At 27.4% G+C, this 20,420-nt stretch carries 27 protein-coding genes; 14 read left to right on the plus strand and 13 right to left on the minus strand.

Going from position 1 to position 20,420, the window contains the following annotated elements; translation table 11 throughout:
• Positions 1–2 precede the first annotated feature (2 nt).
• The 6 genes from ACH5BK_RS02365 to ACH5BK_RS02390 all read left to right on the plus strand — a co-directional run bounded on the left by ACH5BK_RS02365 (position 3) and on the right by ACH5BK_RS02390 (position 4,979).
• The gene (locus ACH5BK_RS02365; RefSeq protein ID WP_404304201.1) at positions 3–389 is read left to right on the plus strand and encodes a hypothetical protein; all 387 of its coding nucleotides are present in this window, start codon (positions 3–5) and stop codon (positions 387–389) included.
• Positions 386–1,474, plus strand: a complete 1,089-nt coding sequence (locus ACH5BK_RS02370; RefSeq protein WP_404304202.1) for a S8 family peptidase — start codon at positions 386–388, stop codon at positions 1,472–1,474. Before ACH5BK_RS02365 ends, ACH5BK_RS02370 begins: the two co-directional genes overlap by 4 nt.
• 61 nt (positions 1,475–1,535) lie before the next feature.
• Complete coding sequence (locus ACH5BK_RS02375) at positions 1,536–1,868, plus strand: DUF6172 family protein (protein ID WP_404304203.1); 333 nt, start codon at positions 1,536–1,538, stop codon at positions 1,866–1,868.
• A gap of 140 nt (positions 1,869–2,008) precedes the next feature.
• The gene (locus tag ACH5BK_RS02380; protein ID WP_404304204.1) at positions 2,009–2,656 is read left to right on the plus strand and encodes a UPF0323 family lipoprotein; all 648 of its coding nucleotides are present in this window, start codon (positions 2,009–2,011) and stop codon (positions 2,654–2,656) included.
• A 3-nt stretch (positions 2,657–2,659) separates the two neighbouring features.
• Positions 2,660–3,838 (plus strand): glutathionylspermidine synthase family protein, encoded by a 1,179-nt coding sequence (locus tag ACH5BK_RS02385; RefSeq protein WP_404304205.1) that lies wholly within the window; start codon positions 2,660–2,662, stop codon positions 3,836–3,838.
• A 97-nt stretch (positions 3,839–3,935) separates the two neighbouring features.
• Positions 3,936–4,979, plus strand: coding sequence for a hypothetical protein (locus ACH5BK_RS02390; RefSeq protein WP_404304206.1), 1,044 nt, complete (start codon positions 3,936–3,938; stop codon positions 4,977–4,979).
• Here ACH5BK_RS02390 and ACH5BK_RS02395 read toward each other — a convergent pair.
• Genes ACH5BK_RS02395 through ACH5BK_RS02430 form a run of 8 tightly spaced genes read right to left on the minus strand, consistent with a single transcriptional unit; the run spans position 4,962 to position 9,725 of the window.
• On the minus strand, positions 4,962–5,411 hold the full coding sequence (locus tag ACH5BK_RS02395) for a hypothetical protein (protein ID WP_404304207.1): 450 nt from the start codon (positions 5,409–5,411) through the stop codon (positions 4,962–4,964). The genes ACH5BK_RS02390 and ACH5BK_RS02395 overlap by 18 nt on opposite strands.
• A complete protein-coding gene (locus ACH5BK_RS02400) occupies positions 5,404–6,357 on the minus strand; it encodes a tetraacyldisaccharide 4'-kinase (RefSeq protein ID WP_404304208.1) in 954 nt (317 codons plus the stop codon). Before ACH5BK_RS02400 ends, ACH5BK_RS02395 begins: the two co-directional genes overlap by 8 nt.
• A gap of 6 nt (positions 6,358–6,363) precedes the next feature.
• Positions 6,364–7,503, minus strand: a complete 1,140-nt coding sequence (locus tag ACH5BK_RS02405; protein ID WP_404304209.1) for a DegT/DnrJ/EryC1/StrS family aminotransferase — start codon at positions 7,501–7,503, stop codon at positions 6,364–6,366.
• Between the two features lie 4 nt (positions 7,504–7,507).
• Complete coding sequence (locus ACH5BK_RS02410) at positions 7,508–8,269, minus strand: NAD+ synthase (RefSeq protein WP_404304210.1); 762 nt, start codon at positions 8,267–8,269, stop codon at positions 7,508–7,510.
• Positions 8,270–8,293: 24 nt separating this feature from the next.
• A complete protein-coding gene (locus ACH5BK_RS02415) occupies positions 8,294–8,506 on the minus strand; it encodes a hypothetical protein (RefSeq protein ID WP_404304211.1) in 213 nt (70 codons plus the stop codon).
• Positions 8,507–8,510: 4 nt separating this feature from the next.
• A complete protein-coding gene (locus ACH5BK_RS02420; protein ID WP_404304212.1) occupies positions 8,511–8,738 on the minus strand; it encodes a (2Fe-2S)-binding protein in 228 nt (75 codons plus the stop codon).
• A gap of 4 nt (positions 8,739–8,742) precedes the next feature.
• The gene (locus tag ACH5BK_RS02425; protein ID WP_404304213.1) at positions 8,743–8,970 is read right to left on the minus strand and encodes a (2Fe-2S)-binding protein; all 228 of its coding nucleotides are present in this window, start codon (positions 8,968–8,970) and stop codon (positions 8,743–8,745) included.
• On the minus strand, positions 8,970–9,725 hold the full coding sequence (locus ACH5BK_RS02430; RefSeq protein WP_404304214.1) for a TerB family tellurite resistance protein: 756 nt from the start codon (positions 9,723–9,725) through the stop codon (positions 8,970–8,972). Before ACH5BK_RS02430 ends, ACH5BK_RS02425 begins: the two co-directional genes overlap by 1 nt.
• Positions 9,726–9,834: 109 nt before the next feature.
• Here ACH5BK_RS02430 and tatB point away from each other — a divergent pair, with 109 nt between their 5' ends.
• From tatB to ACH5BK_RS02455, 5 genes are all read left to right on the plus strand, one after another.
• Positions 9,835–10,317: a Sec-independent protein translocase protein TatB gene (gene tatB, locus ACH5BK_RS02435; RefSeq protein WP_404304215.1), complete on the plus strand. Its 483-nt coding sequence runs from the start codon at positions 9,835–9,837 to the stop codon at positions 10,315–10,317.
• Entirely contained in the window at positions 10,317–11,048 is a 732-nt protein-coding gene (gene tatC / locus ACH5BK_RS02440; RefSeq protein ID WP_404304216.1) for a twin-arginine translocase subunit TatC, read from the plus strand. The genes tatB and tatC overlap by 1 nt, the downstream gene beginning before the upstream one ends.
• A 5-nt stretch (positions 11,049–11,053) precedes the next feature.
• Positions 11,054–12,076: a tRNA preQ1(34) S-adenosylmethionine ribosyltransferase-isomerase QueA gene (gene queA, locus ACH5BK_RS02445; RefSeq protein ID WP_404304217.1), complete on the plus strand. Its 1,023-nt coding sequence runs from the start codon at positions 11,054–11,056 to the stop codon at positions 12,074–12,076.
• Between the two features lie 31 nt (positions 12,077–12,107).
• On the plus strand, positions 12,108–12,860 hold the full coding sequence (locus ACH5BK_RS02450) for an exonuclease domain-containing protein (protein ID WP_404304218.1): 753 nt from the start codon (positions 12,108–12,110) through the stop codon (positions 12,858–12,860).
• 62 nt (positions 12,861–12,922) lie between these two features.
• A complete protein-coding gene (locus tag ACH5BK_RS02455; protein ID WP_404304219.1) occupies positions 12,923–13,357 on the plus strand; it encodes a hypothetical protein in 435 nt (144 codons plus the stop codon).
• 32 nt (positions 13,358–13,389) lie between these two features.
• Here ACH5BK_RS02455 and ACH5BK_RS02460 read toward each other — a convergent pair whose 3' ends face one another.
• The 3 genes from ACH5BK_RS02460 to ACH5BK_RS02470 are packed head-to-tail and all read right to left on the minus strand — an operon-like array spanning position 13,390 to position 15,508.
• Positions 13,390–14,001: a CatB-related O-acetyltransferase gene (locus ACH5BK_RS02460; protein ID WP_404304220.1), complete on the minus strand. Its 612-nt coding sequence runs from the start codon at positions 13,999–14,001 to the stop codon at positions 13,390–13,392.
• Between the two features lie 10 nt (positions 14,002–14,011).
• Positions 14,012–15,106: a CDP-glycerol glycerophosphotransferase family protein gene (locus ACH5BK_RS02465; RefSeq protein WP_404304221.1), complete on the minus strand. Its 1,095-nt coding sequence runs from the start codon at positions 15,104–15,106 to the stop codon at positions 14,012–14,014.
• A gap of 9 nt (positions 15,107–15,115) precedes the next feature.
• The gene (locus ACH5BK_RS02470; protein ID WP_404304222.1) at positions 15,116–15,508 is read right to left on the minus strand and encodes an adenylyltransferase/cytidyltransferase family protein; all 393 of its coding nucleotides are present in this window, start codon (positions 15,506–15,508) and stop codon (positions 15,116–15,118) included.
• 199 nt (positions 15,509–15,707) lie between these two features.
• Here ACH5BK_RS02470 and ACH5BK_RS02475 point away from each other — a divergent pair, with 199 nt between their 5' ends.
• Positions 15,708–17,045, plus strand: a complete 1,338-nt coding sequence (locus tag ACH5BK_RS02475) for a sodium-dependent transporter (RefSeq protein WP_404304223.1) — start codon at positions 15,708–15,710, stop codon at positions 17,043–17,045.
• A 227-nt stretch (positions 17,046–17,272) separates the two neighbouring features.
• Here ACH5BK_RS02475 and dgt read toward each other — a convergent pair whose 3' ends face one another.
• Both dgt and ACH5BK_RS02485 read right to left on the minus strand, forming a co-directional pair.
• Positions 17,273–18,745, minus strand: coding sequence for a dGTPase (gene dgt / locus ACH5BK_RS02480; protein WP_404304224.1), 1,473 nt, complete (start codon positions 18,743–18,745; stop codon positions 17,273–17,275).
• Positions 18,705–19,454 carry an ion transporter gene (locus tag ACH5BK_RS02485; RefSeq protein ID WP_404304225.1) on the minus strand — a complete coding sequence of 250 codons (750 nt, stop codon included), beginning with the start codon at positions 19,452–19,454 and terminating at the stop codon, positions 18,705–18,707. Before ACH5BK_RS02485 ends, dgt begins: the two co-directional genes overlap by 41 nt.
• Before the next feature lie 117 nt (positions 19,455–19,571).
• Here ACH5BK_RS02485 and ACH5BK_RS02490 point away from each other — a divergent pair, with 117 nt between their 5' ends.
• Entirely contained in the window at positions 19,572–19,739 is a 168-nt protein-coding gene (locus ACH5BK_RS02490) for a hypothetical protein (protein ID WP_404304226.1), read from the plus strand.
• Positions 19,740–19,744: 5 nt separating this feature from the next.
• The gene (gene aat, locus ACH5BK_RS02495) at positions 19,745–20,416 is read left to right on the plus strand and encodes a leucyl/phenylalanyl-tRNA--protein transferase (RefSeq protein WP_404304227.1); all 672 of its coding nucleotides are present in this window, start codon (positions 19,745–19,747) and stop codon (positions 20,414–20,416) included.
• The last annotated feature ends 4 nt before the right edge of the window (positions 20,417–20,420 follow it).

Raw genomic sequence — 20,420 nt, forward strand, 5'->3', positions numbered from 1 at the left:
AAATGAACAAAATCTTAATTATTTTAACAATACTTACAAGCTATGTATTTTCAAACGATTTTTTTTATATCAAAGATAATCAAAAAATACATTTAGAAAAAATTCAAGATATTTCAAGAGCTTCAAGCAGTGTAGATTATTACAAAGATGAGAACAACGTAGTTTTAGGAGTAAATAAAAATATAATTCTTTCTTTAAAGGAAGGTACATTGGTTGAAAAATATCTTAAATTATATGATTTAGAAATTGAAAAAAAACTAGATTCTAATCTATTCTTAGTAAAAACCACAAATAAAAGTAAAACATTAGAAGTATCAAATGAGCTTAATCGAAAAAATGATGTAATATTTGCTCAACCAGATTTTGTAAAAGAGGTATTTGCAAGATGAAAATCATATTATCAATAAGTTTTATTGTTCTTCTTTTTCAAGGTTGTGGTGGTGGAGGAGGAAGTGAAAAAAGTACTTCTGCTTTAATAAATAATAATTCAACCAATAATGAAGTCTTATTTGAAGACAAGTATTTGTCTCAACAATGGTATTTAAAGAGAAATACTTTATTTTACTCATTTAATTCAATTGCGAATAATGCACATATAAATCCTTCTATTTACTTAAAAAACTATAGTGGAAAAGGTGTAAGAATTGCCATAATTGATGATGGATTTGATGTTAACCATGAAGACTTAAAAGGTGCTGTAAACAACACTTATGATCTTAGTTCAAAAAGTACTAATGTCTCTCAAAATTCAAATGAAAGCCATGGAACAGCAGTTAGTGGAATTATTGGAGCACGAGATAATAAACTTGGAATTAAAGGAATAGCGAGTAATTCACAATTAATTTTTCTAAAACATAAAAGACAGATGAGTGATAGTGAAACAATAGAGCTATTTAATAAAGCCGAAGAGTTTAAAGCAGATATAATAAACTGCTCATGGGGAACATATAACGTTTCAGCTGCAGTTAGAAATAAAATCGTAAATCTTGCAAATAACGGAAGAAATGGAAAAGGAACAATAATTGTCTTCTCAAGTGGAAATGAGAGCAAAAATATGGGTAATGATGAATCAAATATTCCTGAAGTTATTAGTGTTGCTGCTACAAATAAAGATAATTTACTAACTTCATATAGTAACTATGGAGTAAATTTAGATTTAGTAGCCCCTGGAGGAGAATATCTAGGAATCACCACTTTAGATGACTCAGGACTTAAAGGTAAAAGTTCAATTGATGAAAACTACATGTTATTTAATGACTCAAATAGATTTACAGGAACATCAGCTGCTGCACCAATAGTAACAGGAGTTATAGCTTTAATGCTTGAAAAGAATCCAAACTTAACAAGAATAGAAGTAGAAAATTTATTAAAAAATAGTAGTGATAAAATTGGTACGTATAGCTATGAAAATGGAAGAAACAACTATTATGGATTTGGTAAGATAAATCTTACATCTTTAATGCAAAGTTTTTAAAAGTAGATTAAAATTAAAATTTAGATATAGTATCATTCTAAATTAAAACGAAAGAGAAAAATTGAAAAAAACGTTTAAACTTGAAGATGGGAAAAGACATCCAGATAGAATTATTGAAGCAATAAAACACGAAGTTAGAAAATATATCAAAAGAGAAAAAAAGAAAAAACTACCAGAAAACGTTGACTTTTGGAAATTTGATTGTAAAAGTTCTATAAATGGCGAAGAAGCACAACATTTAGAATTTATAGATATTACAAAAGCAATTGATGAGGCAGCATCTTGTAAAGCTGAAACTTTATATCTTGAGATTATAGCAACTCATGGTATTAAAGAGAAAAAAGAAAAAATTCAAGAATCACAAGAAGAAACTACAGAAGACTTATCAAAATAATTAACTAACAATTAATTTTAAAACTAAAGACGAAAAAAGATCAAGACTTTTTTTGTCTTTCTTCATCTTTTTTATAGCAACAATTAAGTATCATATCCTAAAAATTTATTATTTTATATAAGTATAAAAGGATTACTAGTTTGAAGAAAAGAAATCATATTAAAAAAATATCAGATTATGCTATGGTTGGAGGACTTGGTGCTATTTTAGTTACAGGACTTGTAGGTTGTAGTGATGGTGGAAATAATAACCAGCAACAAGGTCAAAGTGACGCATTTTCACAAGCTTCTCAAAAGCAAGGTGCCTTTGTAGTTATTGAACAATCAACTGATGGAAGATATGCTATTGCAGATGAATTTCCTGCTTCAAAAACAACAATCGTTTTAAGAAAACCTGATGGAAGTGAAAGAATTCTAACTAAAGAAGAAATAGATAAATTAGTTAAACAAGAAGAAGCAAAAATCGATGCAGGTACATCACCTCTTACAAATCCAGAAATGTCTAATGGTGGAATGGGACTAGGAGGAGTTTTACTATCTTCTATTGCAGGTGCTATGATTGGTTCTTGGTTAGGAAATAAACTATTCAATAATCAAAACTATCAAAATCAAAGAAAAGCTCAATATAAATCACCTCAAACTTACAGTAGATCGCAAAACTCATTTAGTAAAAATGCAACTAGTTCTAAAACATCTAGTTCAAGTAAAAAAAGTGGTTTCTTTGGAAGTAAATCATCTAGTTCAAGTTCTAAAAGTTCATTTGGTTCTTCAAGATCGTTTGGTGGATGATAAATGAAATTACAAAAACTAGAACCATTAACAGATGAATATTTAGAATCTATAGGATTTGTATGGCATACAGATGAAGATAATACTTCTTATGTAGCAGATGAAATAGTAGAAATAACTCCTGAAGAAGCAGAGGCTTACTATGAAGCAACAAATGAACTTTATGATATGTTTTGTGAAGCTGGAGAGTATGTAGTCGAAAATGATTTATTCCATGAATTAAATATACCTTTTAATCTTGTTGAAATGATAAAAGAGTCATGGGAAAATGATGTTCATTGGCATTTATATTCTAGATTTGATTTAGCAGGTGGTATTGATGATAAGCCTATTAAACTTATCGAATTTAATGCAGATACACCAACTTCACTTTTTGAAACAGCTATTATTCAATGGGCAATGTTAAAGAAAAATGGACTTGATGAAGCAAGCCAGTTTAACAACCTATATGATGCACTAAAAGACAACTTCAAAAGAATTATTACACTTGATAGTGACTTAGAAAAGTTTGATGAATACTATTCAAAACTTGGATGGAAAATATTATTTACATCTATTTCAGGACTTCCAGAAGACGAAAATACAACTAAACTTCTACAACATATAGCAACTGAAGCTGGTTTTAACACAGACTTTGAATTTATAGACCAAGTTGGATTTAATGATGAAGGTATTTTCAAAGAAGATGAACTATTTGAGTTTTGGTTTAAGCTTATTCCATGGGAAGATATAGCTATTGATGAAGGTGAATTAGCACTTATCTTAACTGAAATCATTAAAGAAAAAAAAGCAATCATTTTCAACCCTGCTTATACTTTAATGTTCCAATCAAAAGGCTTTATGAAAATTCTTTGGGATTTATATCCAAATCACCCACTTCTACTTGAAACTTCTTTTGAACCACTACAAGGTAAAAAACAAGTTGAAAAGAGATGTTTTGGTAGAGAAGGAGCAAATACTAAAATCATAAATGAAGATGGAAGTATAGATGTAGAGACACAAGGTGATTATGAAGGACACAAAGCTATTTATCAAGAATATGTAGAACTTCCAACAGATAGTCAAGGAAACTCATATCAAGCAGGAGTATTTTATGCTTATGAAGCTTCTGGTTTAGGTTTTAGAAGAGGTGAAAAAATCTTAAATAATATGTCAAAATTTGTAGGACATGTTATAAAATAACTAAGGCAATGCCTTAGTTATTAATTAATACTTTCTTAAAATAATTAAATTAAGCTATAATATAAAAACCTAAGCTTTTTAACATATTGGAGCCTTTATGAATAGTATGATAGCCCTTGAAGAAATGATAAAAGAAGAAGAAAAAAGAGTAAGTTTACTTCAAAAACAATTATCAAATCATGAGGCAGGAGAAAATAGGCTTTCACGTTTAGCCCTAGCTTCAACTGAATCAACCTTAGAAGAAACAAGAGAAAAACTAACTAAACATAAAGCCATGTATGAAGAACTCTTAAAACAAGATTTAAAAGAACTTGAAGAAAAAGAGAAACTTGAAGAAGCAATAAAAAGAAAAAAATACTTTGAAAATCAAAATCTAAGAATAAAAAACAATAATCAAAGAAGTGATGATCAAAAACTTGAAGCTATGATGATTTTAGATGAACTTCCCCAAGAAGTTAATTTTGAAGACGATGAACTGTTTGAAGTAGCAGAAAAATCCCTAGAATTAAACCTAAGAGATCATAAAGAGCTAAAAGATGAATTAAGTCAGATTAGAAAAGATTTTGAAAACCATCTAAAAAATTGTAAAGATGAAAAACTAAAAGAAATAGAACTATTAAATTTTAGAATCCCTATTCTTATATTACATTTTAGTGTTTTATTAAAAAATATTCAAAATAACTTTGTTTCAAATGAAGATAAAAAAGAAGAAAATCAAAAAAAAGAAAAAATCAAAAAATTCACAGGTTTTCCTAAATATGAGGACTGGTGGATTCAAGAATTATGGAGTAGTCATCAAGCTTATTTTGCTCTTTTTAAATTCAAAGCCATTATTATGAACCTTTGTAAAACAGGTGAACAAAAAAGATCTTGGTCTAAAATTTTTGATAATTGGATTTTTATAAAAAAAGTACTAAATGATAAAGGACAGTTAGCCTATGATTACCATTTTGCTTTAGATGCTCTATTACATAAGTATGCTAACTTAGATGAAGAACTAGAAAGTAAAAACCTAGAGTCTATGGAGATGATTATTAAGAAGATTACAAAAAAAGAAGATTTCTCTAAAATGGCAAGAAACCATACTATTATAACGCCTTATTTAAAATTTAAAAAAGAAAAATTAAATAGTATTAAGTAATACTTCAAAATTAGCTTGTATTTTTTTTAAATCCCTTAAAAGTAAAATAGGATTATGATTTAAATAAGGACTTTTCTTTCTTAAATCTTTCACTCTAATATCAATTTTACCATCAATTAAAACTATATCATAGAACATATTAGAATCCGTAAAACTAATACTTAAAGGTAAATAATACTCTTCTTGATCATCTGCTAAATACCACATAGTTTCATTATTTATACTTACATAAGGCAAAGCAGCTTCTATTTTCATTTGGTTTAAACCATTTTTATTAAATAATACTTTTTTAATATTTTTAATATTTAATATTGAAGTGTCAATATTTTTACAAACTCGTTTATACATTATTCTCCAAATAAACGAATTTAATCTTCTTGTACTATCAAGATGAGCCAAAGGCTCATCATTTATATAATGTATGTTATTCATCTGATTTTATATACTCTTGCATTATTGAAAAATCTATATTTTCATCAAATTTTATATCTAAATCCATCAAATATAAATCTTTTATATTAAACTTTTTTAGTTTTACTAAGTCTTTGCCTGTTGTAATAATACTATATTCCTTATACTGTTGATAAATATTATTAATATCTTCTTTTGTAAAAGAATAATGATCAGGAAAACTCACCATTTTAGTTTCTTTTGGGAGAAACTCTAATAATCTTTTTGGTTTAGAAATAGCTGTTAGCAATAAAAGTTTTGAAGGAAGTTTTACTTCTTTAGTTAAGTTATTTGCCTTTTTAAAAGTAATAACTCTTTTAAAATCCTTACCTTCTCTAAGTTCTAAATCTGCATTAAAATAAAAACCTTTAGGCTCTCTATAACATCCACTTGGCAAACAAAACATATTTGTAGGTTCTTTTTTTGGTCTAAGTAAGATATTAAATTTTTTTATATGATATTTAGAAAACCCATCATCTAAAAAAACTATTTTACAACCTAACTCTTTTGCTTTTTGTATCGCTTTTACCCTATTCTCACTTACAATTATTGTAGCTTTTGGTAAAGAATTTGCTAAAAGTATAGCTTCATCACCTGCTGTTTCCACATCTTCTAAAAGTTCACCATTATGAGAAACCACATATAAGCCTTTTGAAGATCTTCCATAACCTCTCAAAACTACACAAACTTTTTCATATTTGGAAGCAAGTTTAATAGTAATAGGTGTTTTACCGCTTCCACCTACAATAATATTTCCTATAGATACTACAGGAATACCCAAATTTATTTCTTTTGCCATTACTCTTTTAAATAATATTATTAGCATATAAATAAAAGTTAACGGTAATAATAAAAATGATATAAATTTTTGGAAAGTATTTGGATAGAAGAGGTATTCTTCTATCCATGTATAAAGTTTTTGTTTCAAGTTAGCTTATATCCACTCAGATGCAACTTCAATTACTTGGTCACAAACATAGTTTACTTCATCATCTGTAAGACCTGCATACATTGGCAAGGAAAGTATTTGTTGATAGTTATTAAGTGCATTTGAAAATGCTGTAATTTTAATAGAATATTTTGTTTTATAATAAGATAAAAGATGTAATGGAATATAGTTAAGTCCAGTAGCAACTCCTCTATCTTTTAAAGCCCTAGCAAAAGCATCTCTATTTCTTGATATTTTTACTATAAATTGAGTGAAAATATGCTCATCTTTATGTGGTGGAATTGTGATGTGTTTCACACCAGTTAATCTTTTTTCATATAAAGCTGCAATTTCTTTTCTTCTTTTGATAAATTTCTTAGTTTTATTTAATTGAGCTAAAGCATAAGCTGCATCTAGTTCAGATAAATCATATTTATGTCCAATATCTACAACATCATATACATAGTCTAAGTTTCCATAATTATCATAAGTAGTTGTTAAAGCATGTGTTCTTAAAAGTTTTGCTCTATTAGCAATATCCTCATTATTTGTTACAATAATTCCTGATCTTGAAATAGCATATTTAGAGTTTGATGGGTTTGTAGAAAAGATAGTCATATCAGCTCTTAAATTACCTACTGATTTACCCTTATAAGTAGCACCTAAAGAAGATCTACAGTCTTCAATTAAAATAATTCCATACTTTTTTGCGATATCATAAATTCTATCTAAATCAGGAGTTTGTCCACCTACAAAAGTAATTATTGCCCCTCTTAACTTTTTAGAACTATTTTCTTCTAATGCTTTTTCAAATTTATCAACATCAATATTCATATCTTCCTTATTAATATCAATAAAAACAGGTTCAGCATCAAAATGTCTAACACATTCTGGTAAGTTAACAAAAGAGTTTACAGACATTAAAATTTTGTCTCCTCTTTTAAGTTTTATAGCACTTAAAGCAAGGTGAACAGCAGCTGTAGATGTTGCAGTAGCAACAGCATATTTAGCTCCTACAAAATCTTTTATACTTTCTTCAAACTCAAGTACTTTTGATAAATCATCTTTTGATTCTAAAACACTTCTAATTTGATTTAACTCTTCATTATCTAAAGATGCTTTATAAATTGCAACTTCTCTTTTCATAAATTTAACTCCACTTAATTTTTGCTATTGTAGGTAGTTTACCTTTAAAAGCATTTGCTTTTATTCTATAATCTAACATATCTATTAATTTCTCATCAAAACCTAAAACTATTAGTTCATTTTTTGATTTATTTTCATCAACCATAGGTTTTAGTACATCATCCATTTGTTTATATGAATAACCTAATTCATTTTCATCACTTTGACCTTCCCATAGGTCTGCACTTGGAGCTTTATTTACTATTGCATCAGTTACACCTAAAAACTTAGCAAATTCAAATTCATCACTTTTATACATTTCACCAATTGGATTAACTGCACAAGCAATATCTCCAAAAATAGTCCCATAACCTAAAAGTAACTCACTTTTATTTGATGTCCCAACAACAATTGATTTTTCTCTTGATGAAATATCATAAAGCACTGACATTCTCATTCTTGCACTAAAATTTCCAATTCTTAATTTGTCATCATCCATGTTATCAATAAAAGCTTCTATCATAGGAGCTATAGAAACAATTTCATATCTAATATCAAACTTTTCGCATAATTCAACCGCATGATCAGTTGAACTTTGACTTGAAAATTGTGATGGCATTAAAACACAATTCAAATTATCACCAAAAGCCTCTTTACAAAGTACAGCAACAACAGCTGAATCAAGGCCTCCTGATAAACCTACAGTAACTTTTTTTAAACCTGTTTTTTTTACTTCATCTTGTAAAAAAGTAATTAATTGTTCTTTTACATTATCCCAATTTATCAATCCATATCCTTTTGTGAAGATATATTATAACTCATCTTTTTTTGTTTTCTCATAAAGTTCATCTAAATAACCAGCATTATCAATATTTACTTTTTCTTTTTTTTGCATAAGTTGATTTTTAATCTCTTCTAATTCTTCTTGTTCAAAATACTCAAGATAGTTTGGATTTATTTCTATACTATCTTCTTTAGATGTTTTTATAAGCTCTTTTATTTCTTGTATTAATTCTTCTTTCATTCAACTACTTTTTAAATTTTTCTAAAACTTCAACTAAATAAAGTTCCATTTTATCAGCACCGATATCATCTTCTGGACTTTTACAAGATTTACAACAAGTACCAGCGTCTGTCAATTCCCCAATCTGTTCTAAAGTATTAGCTCCTCTTTCTTTTATAGAATGTATTAACTCAGCTAATGTTACATGTTTACATTTACATACCTCATAAGAGTGATGGAAATTTCTTGCCATTAAACTAATCCTTTTTCAGTTCATTTAAAATTTGTTTACAATAAATACTCTTTTTTATTTTTCCAAAATCTCCTTCAGGAAAAATACAATGTCTACATTCAGTACCCGCTTTAGTCATATCTTGAAGATCTCTTAAAGTTTTAGCATTTTGATTATTTATTACATTTTTTATATCATCAATTGTAACATTTTTACAATTACATACTTCATAAGAGTCATCAAAACCAAACACTAAATTCCCCTATTTTTTTTGATTAGTTCATAAGCTTCATTTATCTCTTGTAGTTTTGATGTTGCTTCATCTATGATATTTTGAGAAGCTCCCTGCCCTGCAACTATATCGGGATGATATTTCTTTACAAGTTTTCTATAGTTTTTCTTAATAGTAGTATCATCATCATTAACACTAGATTCTAAAAGTTCATAAGCTTTGTCAATACTAAAAGCCTCATTTTTAGCTGTATTTTCATAAAAAGCTTTAAAATTACTTACAAGATTTTCAAAATCATTATTTTTGATTTTTAATGCGTTAGCAATATCTTCTGTAATCATTTTTTCTGTATCTGAAAAATCTTTATCTATAAAAGCTAAATTTAACAAATACTCCATAATTTTAACACGCTTTGTATAATCATATTTTGTTAAGCTGTATAATTTTTCACAAATATTAATAGTATTATTAAAACTCTTTTTCTGTTCATTGTATAATTGTTTTAATCTATCTCTTATTTCTTCTTGATTTTCAAAATGTCTTGAAATATCATTTAATGTATGCTTTAAAAGTTCTGCTTCTAATTCACATACTTTTCCATCAGCTTTTGCTACTTTTGCCATTAAAGCAACTAAAAGTCCTGCTTCATGAGATAATAAATCTCCTTCAAATTTCTCTTTTATATTTAAATTAATATTTTTAAATTTTTCTGTTTTATAATTTCTTGCTATTAAAAATAGAATTAACCCAATCACTAGTAAAACTATTATTTTCATCATTATCCTTTTTATTGTTTACAGTTATTTTGCTAGATTTTATCAAATTTTAGTTAAAATCTTAACCTTAAATATACATTGGAGTTATATTATGTTTGGAATGGGCTTTATGGAAATACTACTAATTGCAATTATTGCAATTGTTGCGCTAGGACCCGATAAACTACCTACAGCAATGGTAGAAATAGCGAAATTTATGAAAAAGTTTAAATCAGGTGTTGAAGATGCAAAATCTACACTTGATAGCGAGCTAAATTTAAAAGAGATGAAAGAAGAAGCTCAAAAATTCAAGGCACAAATTGAAAATACTAAGTCAAGTGTAAATCTTAATAATCATGTTGATTTAGGTTTAGATAAGTTAATAAATGATGACCTTGATTCTTCATCAAAAAATGAAACTCAAAGTATTGAAGAAAACTCTTCAAGTGATGAAAAAGTATCTTTCAAGAAAAAAAAGAAAAAGAAAGAAAAAAATTCACAAGAAACTGTAAATGAAGAAAAAACAGTTGAGCAAAACAATGAAGAGATTATGCAAAATGCTGCAAATAAATTTAAAGTAGATTTAAATGAAAAAAAAGAGGATAACGCTTAATGTTAGATGATTTAAAACCGCATATAGCGGATCTTAGAAAAAGGTTAATGATTTCAGGAGCATGTTTGATTGTTATGTTCTTTGGATGTTTTTTCTTTTATGAACCAATTTTAGGTTGGATGATGGTACCTGTAGAGGCAGTTCTTCCACCAAATTCACAAATGGTTGCAGTTGAAATTCAAGAGACTTTCTTTACAGCTTTAAAAGTAGCTTTCTTCTCTGGTTTTTTACTTTCATTACCAGTAATTTTTTGGCAAATGTGGCTATTTTTAGCACCTGGTTTATATGATCATGAAAAAAAATTAGTTGTACCTTTTGTATTTTTTGCAACTTTAATGTTTTTAAGTGGTGCAGCATTTGCTTATTGGGTTGTTGTTCCTTATGGTTTTGAATTCCTTGTAAACTTCGGTTCAGCTGTTGTTACAGTATTACCAAGTATTGGTAAGTATGTAGGTTTCTTTACAAAATTATTATTTGGTTTTGGTATTGCATTTGAATTACCTGTAATTACATTTTTCCTTGCTAAGATTGGTTTAGTTGATGATAAAATGTTAAAAGATTTCTTTAAATATGCAGTTGTATTGATTTTTATTTTAGCTTCACTTTTAACTCCGCCTGATGTATTAACACAATTCTTAATGGCAGGACCATTAATTATACTTTATGGTGTATCTATTTATATAGCAAAAATATTTAACCCTGCGCCAAAAGAAGAAGAGGAGGAAGAGTAAAATATATGCTTGACCCATTAAAAACTTCAAGCTATGACTATAATTTACCAAATGAACTCATAGCAACAAAACCTGTAAGCCCAGCAGACTCTGCTAGGCTTTTAGTTTATGATAGAAAAACTGACACTATAACTCATACAACTTTTAAAAATCTAATGAACTTTTTACCTAATAATATTTCTGTATTTTTAAATGATACAAAAGTAATCAAAGCTAGAATATATGGGAAAAAAGAATCAGGTGGAAAAGTTGAACTTCTTTTAAATAAACCTTTATTTATGGATAGATATCTTGTTATGACAAGAGGAAGAGTAAAAGTAGGAACTGAGATTTTTTTTGATAAAGACTTACAAGCTCAAGTACTAGAACTAAATGAAGATGGAAGTAGGATTGTAAAATTTACTAAAAATGGTGAAAAAATAGACTTTTTAGAATTAGTAAATATCTTAAATGAAATAGGACATTTACCTCTACCTCCTTATATGAATAGAGAAGATAATCAAGAAGATGAAAAAGATTATCAAACACTTTTTGCCAAAAACTATGGAGCAGTAGCAGCACCTACAGCTTCACTTCACTTTACAGAAGAGTTACTTCAAAAAATAAATAACAAATTTGATGTAAATTACCTCACACTTCATGTAGGTGCTGGTACTTTTAAGCCTGTAGATGCAGATGATATTTTAGAACACCCTATGCATAGTGAGTATTTTGAAATAGGAACTAAAGCTAAAGAAGCTTTAGATAAAGCAAAAAGTGTTTTAGCAGTTGGTACAACTGTTACTAGAACAGTTGAATATTATGCAAGGACAAATAAAATACAAGGTGAATGTGACTTATTTTTGAATCCCTCAAATGAGCCTATAAAAGTAAATCATCTACTTACAAACTTCCACCTTCCAAAATCTACACTTATTATGCTAATTGCATCATTTGTAGGTTTAGAAAAAACACTTGAAATATACAATACAGCCATAAAAGAAAAATATAGATTTTATTCTTATGGTGATGGTATGTTAATAATCTAAAAATTTGAATATATTATAAAGGAAATACAATATGCCACATTATGTGTTATTTGATACAGAAACAACAGGAAACCAAGAAGAAGATAGAGTAATTCAATTTGGAGCTATGATAGTTGACCAAAGAGGACAAATTGAAGCTTATGATGAGTTTTGTCATAGTGATATTGAAATAAAAATAGAAGCTATGGAAGTTCATAATATCACCCCTGATTTAATTGAAGGTAAGCCAGTAGCAACTGAAACTACTTTTTACAAAAGATTAGAAGAACTAAACTCTCACGAGAACTATTTAATTGCCCATAATATTGCTTTTGATATGGGAATGATAGAAAAAGAAGGCTTTAAAAATCAATATAAAATTATTGATACTTTAAGATGTGCAAAACATTTATTTCCACAAATGCCTTATCATAGACTACAATATTTAAGATATGCCCTTGAACTATACAAAACAGAACAAGAAGAAGCAGCAAGACATAATATAACAATCAAAGCACACGATGCGATTGGTGATGTATTAGTAATGAAACTTTTCTTAACAAAACTTGTAGCTAAGTGTAGAGAAGTTTATCCAGACTATAATCCCATGGAAAAATTAGTAGAACTTACAAAAACTCCTGTTTATATAAAAACTTTTAAATTTGGTAAACACAAAGGTAAAGATATAGCAGAAGTAGCAAAAGAGGATTCAGGTTATTTAAACTGGATGAAGTCAAACATGGATTTAGACGAAGATTTAAAATATACATTAGATAAAGTTTTAGGTTCTACTAACACATATTAATAAACAAAGTTTTTACAAACTTACTATACAATATTCTCATAATAAACTAAAAAGGTTTTATTATGAGAATAACTTCAATAAAAAAAAGACTTAAGATTTATCAAATTACTTCAATACTATCTATACTTTTAACTCTTGTTGGTTTTTCATATAATGTATATAGATTAGAACAAACAGAAATAAATAGTAATATTAGAACTTCTAGTTTTGAAATGCTAAAAGAATTAGCAAACTTAGAACAAATAGTTTATGCCTCACACTATGAAAAAGATGACAAAATTGGAAACCCTAGAATAGGATGGGTAAAAGTTGGAATAATTCAAGACTTAAGTATTATATCTTTTAAAGAAAAAAATAAAGCTGTTGAAAATTTATTAAAAATTTGGGAAAAAAATTGGTCTTTAATGAAAAATGATAGACAAGCAACTAATAGAATAATTAAGAGCATAGATGAAATAAGAAAAGAAATACGTATTGTACTTAAAAATCTAAATTAAGATATAAGTTACAATACATATAAATAATAAAACTATTTTCTTGACTCTAATTCATCTAAGGCTTTTTCTATATCATCAAAAGATATATCCTTTAAGTCCTCTACTTTCATATCCCACCATTGAACTTTTTCTAATCTTTGAATTGTTTCTTCATCAAATCTGTATTTTAAAACTTTTGCAGGGACACCTCCTACTATAGCATAAGGGGGTACATCTTTTACAACAACTGAACCACCAGCTACTATTGCTCCATTTCCTATTGTTAAGCCTCTTTTTACTACGGCTAAAGAACCAACCCAAACATCATTTCCAAAAATAGTCTCTTTTGGTCTTACAATCTTTTTTTGTTCAAAATCATCAATATAATCTGGAAAATGCAATTTTAAATTATATTGTATAGCAGAAGAGCTAAGCCATGTTGTAGGATGATCAAAAGCACCTAATTCACAATTTTTTCCAATTGAACAGTATTTACCCATTTTAGTTCCTGGGAAAAGTGTTGTTCCACTATTTATAAAAGTATAATTTCCAACATTACAAGAATGCTTAACATTTGCAGTTCCTACAAGCCTAACTGGTGCATTTAACACTGTATTTTTACCAACTTTTGCTTCTTTTGAAATATAGTTAATATCTTTACTCATTGTATTCCTTTTATTTTTTTATATTTTTAATAAGACTGTTTCTTTGAATAATATATTCAGAAATTTTATTTATAAAAGTTTGTGTACTTTCACCTTTTTTATATACACCTAAATAATACTCTTTAACTTTTTTTCTTTTTTCTTTATTTGAATCGATTGTTAATTCATTTGTTAAAATATCACCAAGGTTTTCAAAATTTTCATCATTTATTGTTTTAAAAGCTTTCGCTAATTCATTTATACTTTGATCTTCAAGTATTTCTAAATATGCAGCAGCTTTATTAGTATGCAAATAATCAATCATCACAGAAGTATTATCAAAAAAAGCAAAATCCACTAAAGTGAATACATCATTTATATTTTCCTCTTCCATATAATGAGCTTTTTGAGAACTATTTACTATTTTCTTGATTTCATCATGAGCAATTTGTGCTTTCTCACATCTCGTACCTAAAGCAGAATGAGGTTTATAAATCAGAATATAATTATCATTTTCTAAGATAGTATTTACTAAAAACAAACCATACTTTACAACTGAGGTATAGTTCATTGAAGGATGTGTAGCCTCCCAAGTAGGGGCATACAAAATCACTTTTTGATTTTCGCTTTTTTTGATTTTCATTTGATTTATATAATCAAGTTGTGGTCGTCCAACTTGAATAAATTTGTCTGCATTAAAATTAAGTAAATACTCTTTGTATCTATCAACACCTCTTTGCCCTACTGTAAATACATAATCATAAGCCTGTGATTGATTAGAGCGCATAGACTCTTTTTCACTTTCTCCATGATTTAAATGGATATGATAAGCTCTACTATATCTTAAAGATTGAAAATTTCTAAGAGAATTATTTATATACAATATAACAGCAAACTCATTTAAATCATAAAATTCAATTAAATTAGTAAAAGATTCTATATAAACAACTTCAATACTTTGTTCATCATTTATATACTTATTATAAACTTCATAATCTGTTATGACGTATAAAACCTTTTCTTTTTTATCTAACTCTTCAAAAGGCATTTGCCATTGTTTTATTTGGTAGTAGGAATTAATCCCTCCACAAAAATATACTATTACTTTACAATTCTTATAATTCAAATTTACCTCTTATAATGTTTTAATTTTTTCTATTATTTCTGTAGTTGAAATATCAGGAGTTCTAGGAAGATACATAACTTCACAAATATCTTTAAACTCATCAAACTTGCCTGTCCAGTCACATCCCATAATCAAACAATCAGCATTGTGTTTAAGTAAATATTCTCTTTTCAATTCCAATGACTCTTCTAAAAATACTTCTGTAACAAAATCCAAAGAAGAAACTATTTTCATTCTTTCATCTTGTGAGTAAATAGGTTTTCTTCCTTTTTTACTAAAATTAAGGTTATCAGAAGAAACACCAACAATCAACTCATCTGCATGTTTTGCTGCCCTTTCAAGTATCTTTAAATGTCCATAATGAAAGATATCAAAAGTTCCAAAAGTTATAATTTTTTTCATTTATTCCTACTTTAAGTTAATTTAGTTTTTAAGTAACAAACAATATAACATATTATATATCTTGAAATGTTAATATTATATAAATCAAACACATATTTTATTACTATATAACAGTTAATATTTATAAATTCTTTTTTATTTCATTTAAGTTTCATTTAATTTCACTATAATTACATAAAATTTTTTAAAGGGTTTTAGCTTGAACAAATTTTCTAGAATTGGATTTATTCTAGCAGCTGCGGGTTCAGCTGTTGGTCTTGGTAATATATGGAAATTTCCTTATGTTACAGGAGAGTATGGTGGGGGAGCATTCGTACTTGTATACCTTCTTGCCATTTTATTTATTGGTTTAACAGTATTCTTAGCAGAAGCAGTTATTGGACAAAATGCACAATCAGATGTAGCAACTTCATTTGTTAAGACTTCAAAGTCTAAAAATGAAAATTGGAAGTTTGCAGGTTTTATGATTATAAGTGGATTATTAATCTTATCATTTTATTCAGTTGTATTAGGATGGATTTTAGATTATGTTATTACTTCATTTTCAGCATTGCCAACAGAAGCAAGTGTTGCAGGAGCTGCATTTGAGAAGCTTATTAGTGATGATATTGGAAATTTAATAGTTTATCATACACTTATTGCTGGTTCTGTTATTTTTATTGTATTAAAAGGTGTAAAAGCAGGAATTGAAAAAATCAATTTAATCTTAATGCCTCTTTTAGGTCTTATCTTAGCTGGATTACTTATCTACGCTTTAACATTAGATTCATTTTCACAAGCTGTGTCATTTATGTTTAGCCCTGACTTTAGTAAAATAAATGGTGATGCTCTTTTAGCTGCCCTAGGTCAAGCTTTCTTCACATTGTCACTTGGGGTTGGTACTATTATGACTTATTCTGCATCATTACCAAAAGAAGCAAACTTTGTAAAATCTTCATTTTATGTAGCAGTTGTTGATACAACTATCGCTATTGTAGCAGGTCTTATAATTTTCTCATTTCTTTTTGAAGCTGGAGCTCCAAGTGCTGCTGGGCCTGGATTAGTATTTATATCACTTCCTGTAATCTTTTCAGGATGGGGAGTTTTAGGTCAAGTTATTGCTATTTCATTTTTTGTAGCTTTAGTATTTGCAGGAATAACTTCTGCTGTATCTATGATTGAACCATCTTTAAAGTTCTTTATTGAGAGATTTGGCTTTACAAGAAGAAAAGCTACTATTCTTTGTGGTTCAATTTTTTACGGTTTAGGAATAGTTGCATTACTTTCAATGTCAAAAGCTTATGGGGCTGAATTAACATTTTTTGGGAAAAATGCTTTTGATTGGATGGACTTTATGACTTCATCAATTATGATGCCATTGGCAGCTATTTTAACTTGTATTTTCTTAGGATATTTTGTTGATAAAGATATGTTAAAAGAAAAGTTTACTAAACATACAAATGAAACTATTTTTAATATTTGGTATATATTAATTAGATATATTGTACCAATCGCAATTATAATACTATTTTTAAATAAATTAGGAATTCTTTCATAAAACAAAAAAGGGGAAAAAGATTGAACTTTTTCCCCTTTTTGATATTATCAAGTTTAAGAATAAACAATCTTTGTTTATCTTAATCACTATGTAGTGAATGTTTATTATTTTAAGTTTGTTACAACAATACTAAGAATGATAATCCTTCGTCATTTACACCTCCATATTGTTTCGGATAATGTAATTATAACATCTTTTTAACTTAAAAGCAACTTAAAAGTGGTTAGTTACTTTAAAGCATTTAATGTTTTATATTCATCAAGAGCAAAATCATCTGTCATACCTGAGATATAGTCAATAAGTAGTCTTGCCCTTAAATACCACTCTTCTAGCTTATATTTATCACTATTTTTACTATGTTCTATATCATCTAAACTATTTTTATAAGCTACTATATGTTTTGAAGATAACCGCTTTACTAACCTCTGAGAAAGAAAACAAGGAATATTTTTATCACTAATTAAATCAAAAAATTCAGTATTTGATAATTTTAATAAGGGTGTATATATATCAAGTAGTGAACTTAATATCTTATGCCCTTTTAATTCTAAAGTTTGTTTATCCTTATTACTATAAATATACTTAACAGATATTTCTTGTAAAATATTAATAGCTTTTGTATATTTACTATTTTTATCAAACTCTAAAAGAGCATCATTAAATTCACCATTAAAGATTTTTTCATGATTTTGAACATAAATATCTGATACATGTTCAACTAAAGCATGAGTAAGTTTTGCTCTTGTTAAAGTTAAGAAAAGATTGAATTGATAAGGTTCATCTTCATTCTCTTTTGCTTTTTTATAAAAGCCTTCAACTAAATCATGTAAATAAGTCTCCCCTATTTTCTCACAATGCTCTTTTATAAGTCTATAAACATCTTCAAATTTTAATATCCCTTTATCAACTGCATCTTCCATATCTGCATTTAAATATGATATATCATCAGCAGCTTCCATGATATAAGTTATTGGAAATCTACAACCTTTTTTTATATTTAAAGTCTCACATATTTCTTTTACTATATCTTTTTCAGAATAGTAAAATCCAGGTTTTTTCATAAGATAACTATATGGATGGTCTTTGGATGGTCTTTTTTCATAAGCTGCTCTTGAGTATTTTAAAATTGCTGCTATTTGAGTATAAGATAGATTTAATCTTTGAAGTTTAGTTACAACTCTTATAGCTTGGGCATTTCCATCAAAATTACAAATATCTTCCACTAACATTTCTTTAAACTCTTGATTTTCTTCTTCTACATCAACTAAATCATCAAGAAGCTTTACACCTTTATTTCTCATCCAATCATTTATAGCAACTTCTGCAAAATGTCCAAAAGGAGGATTACCTATATCATGAAGTAAACTAGTCATTTCAGCAGTTGAAACAAAAGCATCACCTAATTCATCTAAACCATGTTTTTTATCAAGTTTTTTTATAATAGTTTTTGCTATATATCTTGATGTTTGAGAAACTTCAAGGGAGTGAGTAAGTCTACTTCTTACAGCTGCATTTAACTCCAAAGGAAAAACTTGTGTTTTTTTCTGTAATCTTCTTAAAGCAGGGGCTGATAAAATTCTTCCCCTATCACTTTCAAAAGAATTATTTATATCTTTTATTGGATACATTTGCCTATGTATTGTAATTTTATTATTATAATCAATCATCTTTTTCTCTTTTTTTATTATGTTTTTTTTCATTTATTTTCTCTAACAATGCAGATGTAAAAATACTGCCAGGAATTGCATAAAATGCTATTCCTAAAAAACTTACTATTGTAGTCAAAATTCTACCCATAACAGTAACTGGATACATATCTCCATATCCTACAGTTGTAAAAGTAATAACAGCCCACCACATAGCAGTAATCATACTTGTAAAAACCTCAGGTTGAGCATCTTTTTCAAAATAGTAAACCAAAGGAGTGATAGTTAAAAGTAATACAAAAAGCACTACTGTAATAAATAAAAACTCTTCTTTTTTCTCTTTTATAATTGAACTTATTAAATTATCAAATTCACCAAATTTTGCCAATCTAAATAGTTTAAATATTCTTAAAATTCGTAAAGCTCTTAAAAATCCAAAATCAAGATTAAACATAGACAAATAAAAAGGCAAAATCGCTATTAAATCAATAATCATATAAGGTCTAAATAGGTATTTTACTATTTTAGCTTTATAGGAAATACTATAAACTCTTAAAAGATATTCTATACTAAAAAGCACTACATTTATAAAGTTTATCGTACTTAAGATATTAAAATATTGAGATAAACTTTTTTCAGTTTGTAAAAATAAAACGGCAATACTTATAAAAATATTTAAAAATATTGCTACTTGTATAATCGTTCCATATTTATGTTTTCGTGGATTTTCAAAAATGATATATAATTCTTGTTTTAACTTCATAAGTTCTTTATTTTTTTGGATTTTAGTAATAATTTATCTTATCAGCTTCCAACTTACACTTTGGTTTATTATTTTTTAAAAAAACTAATATATAATTGAATTTTTAAAGGATATATAATGTTTGAAAAAATCAAAGAGTTTTTTAAAGAAGAAGAGAAATTTCCTTGTATTATTTGGGATGGTAAAATGATGAAATACTTAGATTTAAGTCAAAAAGAAATTGATAATATAAAAAACAACCCAAAATATAAAAACTGGACAGTAACTAAAAAGGATGAGTGCTAAAATAAATGGAACTATTAGACAAAGAATATGGAATATACTTACTAGATTTAAACAATTATGAGTTTCCAACACTAAGCATGATGAAGGATGATTTAGTTGCTGTGGGCGGTGACTTTCATCCTCAAAGACTTATAAATGCTTACTCAAATGGACTTTTTCCTTGGTTTATAGATGAATACAATCATATACATTGGTATAGTCCAAATAAAAGAATGATACTTTACCCAAATGAAATGAAAGTATCAAAAAGCCTAAAAAAATCCATAAAAAATAAAGGCTTTATAATAAAAACAAATGAAAACTTTGAAGAAGTTATAAAAAACTGTGCCCAAGCAAAAAGAAAACATGAAGATGATACGTGGATAAATGATGATTTTATTCAAGCTTATACAAATCTATATAAATTAGGTTATGCCTACTCTATTGAGACTTATTTAGATGATGAGTTAGTTGGTGGTTTGTATGGGGTTTTAATTGATGATGTGTTTTGTGGAGAGAGTATGTTCGCTAAAGTAAGTGATGCTTCTAAAGTTGCTTTTTATCACTTGTGCCAACAAGCCAAAGAAAATGATATAAGACTAATTGACTGCCAAGTACATAATGACCACTTAGCAAGCCTTGGAGCTTATGAAATACCAAGAGAAGAGTATTTTAAACTTTTATATAAGAAGAATTAAGGCT

Origin of the sequence: Arcobacter sp. YIC-80, assembly GCF_044841725.1 — a bacterium.
Taxonomy (GTDB): Bacteria; Campylobacterota; Campylobacteria; order Campylobacterales; family Arcobacteraceae; genus Arcobacter_B.

Coding starts and splice junctions, on each gene's coding strand:
- tatB (WP_404304215.1), top strand. CDS start 9,835: ATGGAAATACTACTAATTGCAATTATTGCAATTGTTGCGCTAGGACCC.
- ACH5BK_RS02395 (WP_404304207.1), bottom strand. CDS start 5,411: ATGAATAACATACATTATATAAATGATGAGCCTTTGGCTCATCTTGAT.
- tatC (WP_404304216.1), top strand. CDS start 10,317: ATGTTAGATGATTTAAAACCGCATATAGCGGATCTTAGAAAAAGGTTA.
- ACH5BK_RS02485 (WP_404304225.1), bottom strand. CDS start 19,454: ATGAAGTTAAAACAAGAATTATATATCATTTTTGAAAATCCACGAAAA.
- queA (WP_404304217.1), top strand. CDS start 11,054: ATGCTTGACCCATTAAAAACTTCAAGCTATGACTATAATTTACCAAAT.
- ACH5BK_RS02455 (WP_404304219.1), top strand. CDS start 12,923: ATGAGAATAACTTCAATAAAAAAAAGACTTAAGATTTATCAAATTACT.
- ACH5BK_RS02430 (WP_404304214.1), bottom strand. CDS start 9,725: ATGAAAATAATAGTTTTACTAGTGATTGGGTTAATTCTATTTTTAATA.
- ACH5BK_RS02370 (WP_404304202.1), top strand. CDS start 386: ATGAAAATCATATTATCAATAAGTTTTATTGTTCTTCTTTTTCAAGGT.
- ACH5BK_RS02450 (WP_404304218.1), top strand. CDS start 12,108: ATGCCACATTATGTGTTATTTGATACAGAAACAACAGGAAACCAAGAA.
- ACH5BK_RS02385 (WP_404304205.1), top strand. CDS start 2,660: ATGAAATTACAAAAACTAGAACCATTAACAGATGAATATTTAGAATCT.
- dgt (WP_404304224.1), bottom strand. CDS start 18,745: ATGAAAAAAAACATAATAAAAAAAGAGAAAAAGATGATTGATTATAAT.
- ACH5BK_RS02470 (WP_404304222.1), bottom strand. CDS start 15,508: ATGAAAAAAATTATAACTTTTGGAACTTTTGATATCTTTCATTATGGA.
- ACH5BK_RS02490 (WP_404304226.1), top strand. CDS start 19,572: ATGTTTGAAAAAATCAAAGAGTTTTTTAAAGAAGAAGAGAAATTTCCT.
- ACH5BK_RS02365 (WP_404304201.1), top strand. CDS start 3: ATGAACAAAATCTTAATTATTTTAACAATACTTACAAGCTATGTATTT.
- aat (WP_404304227.1), top strand. CDS start 19,745: ATGGAACTATTAGACAAAGAATATGGAATATACTTACTAGATTTAAAC.
- ACH5BK_RS02420 (WP_404304212.1), bottom strand. CDS start 8,738: ATGGCAAGAAATTTCCATCACTCTTATGAGGTATGTAAATGTAAACAT.
- ACH5BK_RS02390 (WP_404304206.1), top strand. CDS start 3,936: ATGAATAGTATGATAGCCCTTGAAGAAATGATAAAAGAAGAAGAAAAA.
- ACH5BK_RS02415 (WP_404304211.1), bottom strand. CDS start 8,506: ATGAAAGAAGAATTAATACAAGAAATAAAAGAGCTTATAAAAACATCT.
- ACH5BK_RS02460 (WP_404304220.1), bottom strand. CDS start 14,001: ATGAGTAAAGATATTAACTATATTTCAAAAGAAGCAAAAGTTGGTAAA.
- ACH5BK_RS02405 (WP_404304209.1), bottom strand. CDS start 7,503: ATGAAAAGAGAAGTTGCAATTTATAAAGCATCTTTAGATAATGAAGAG.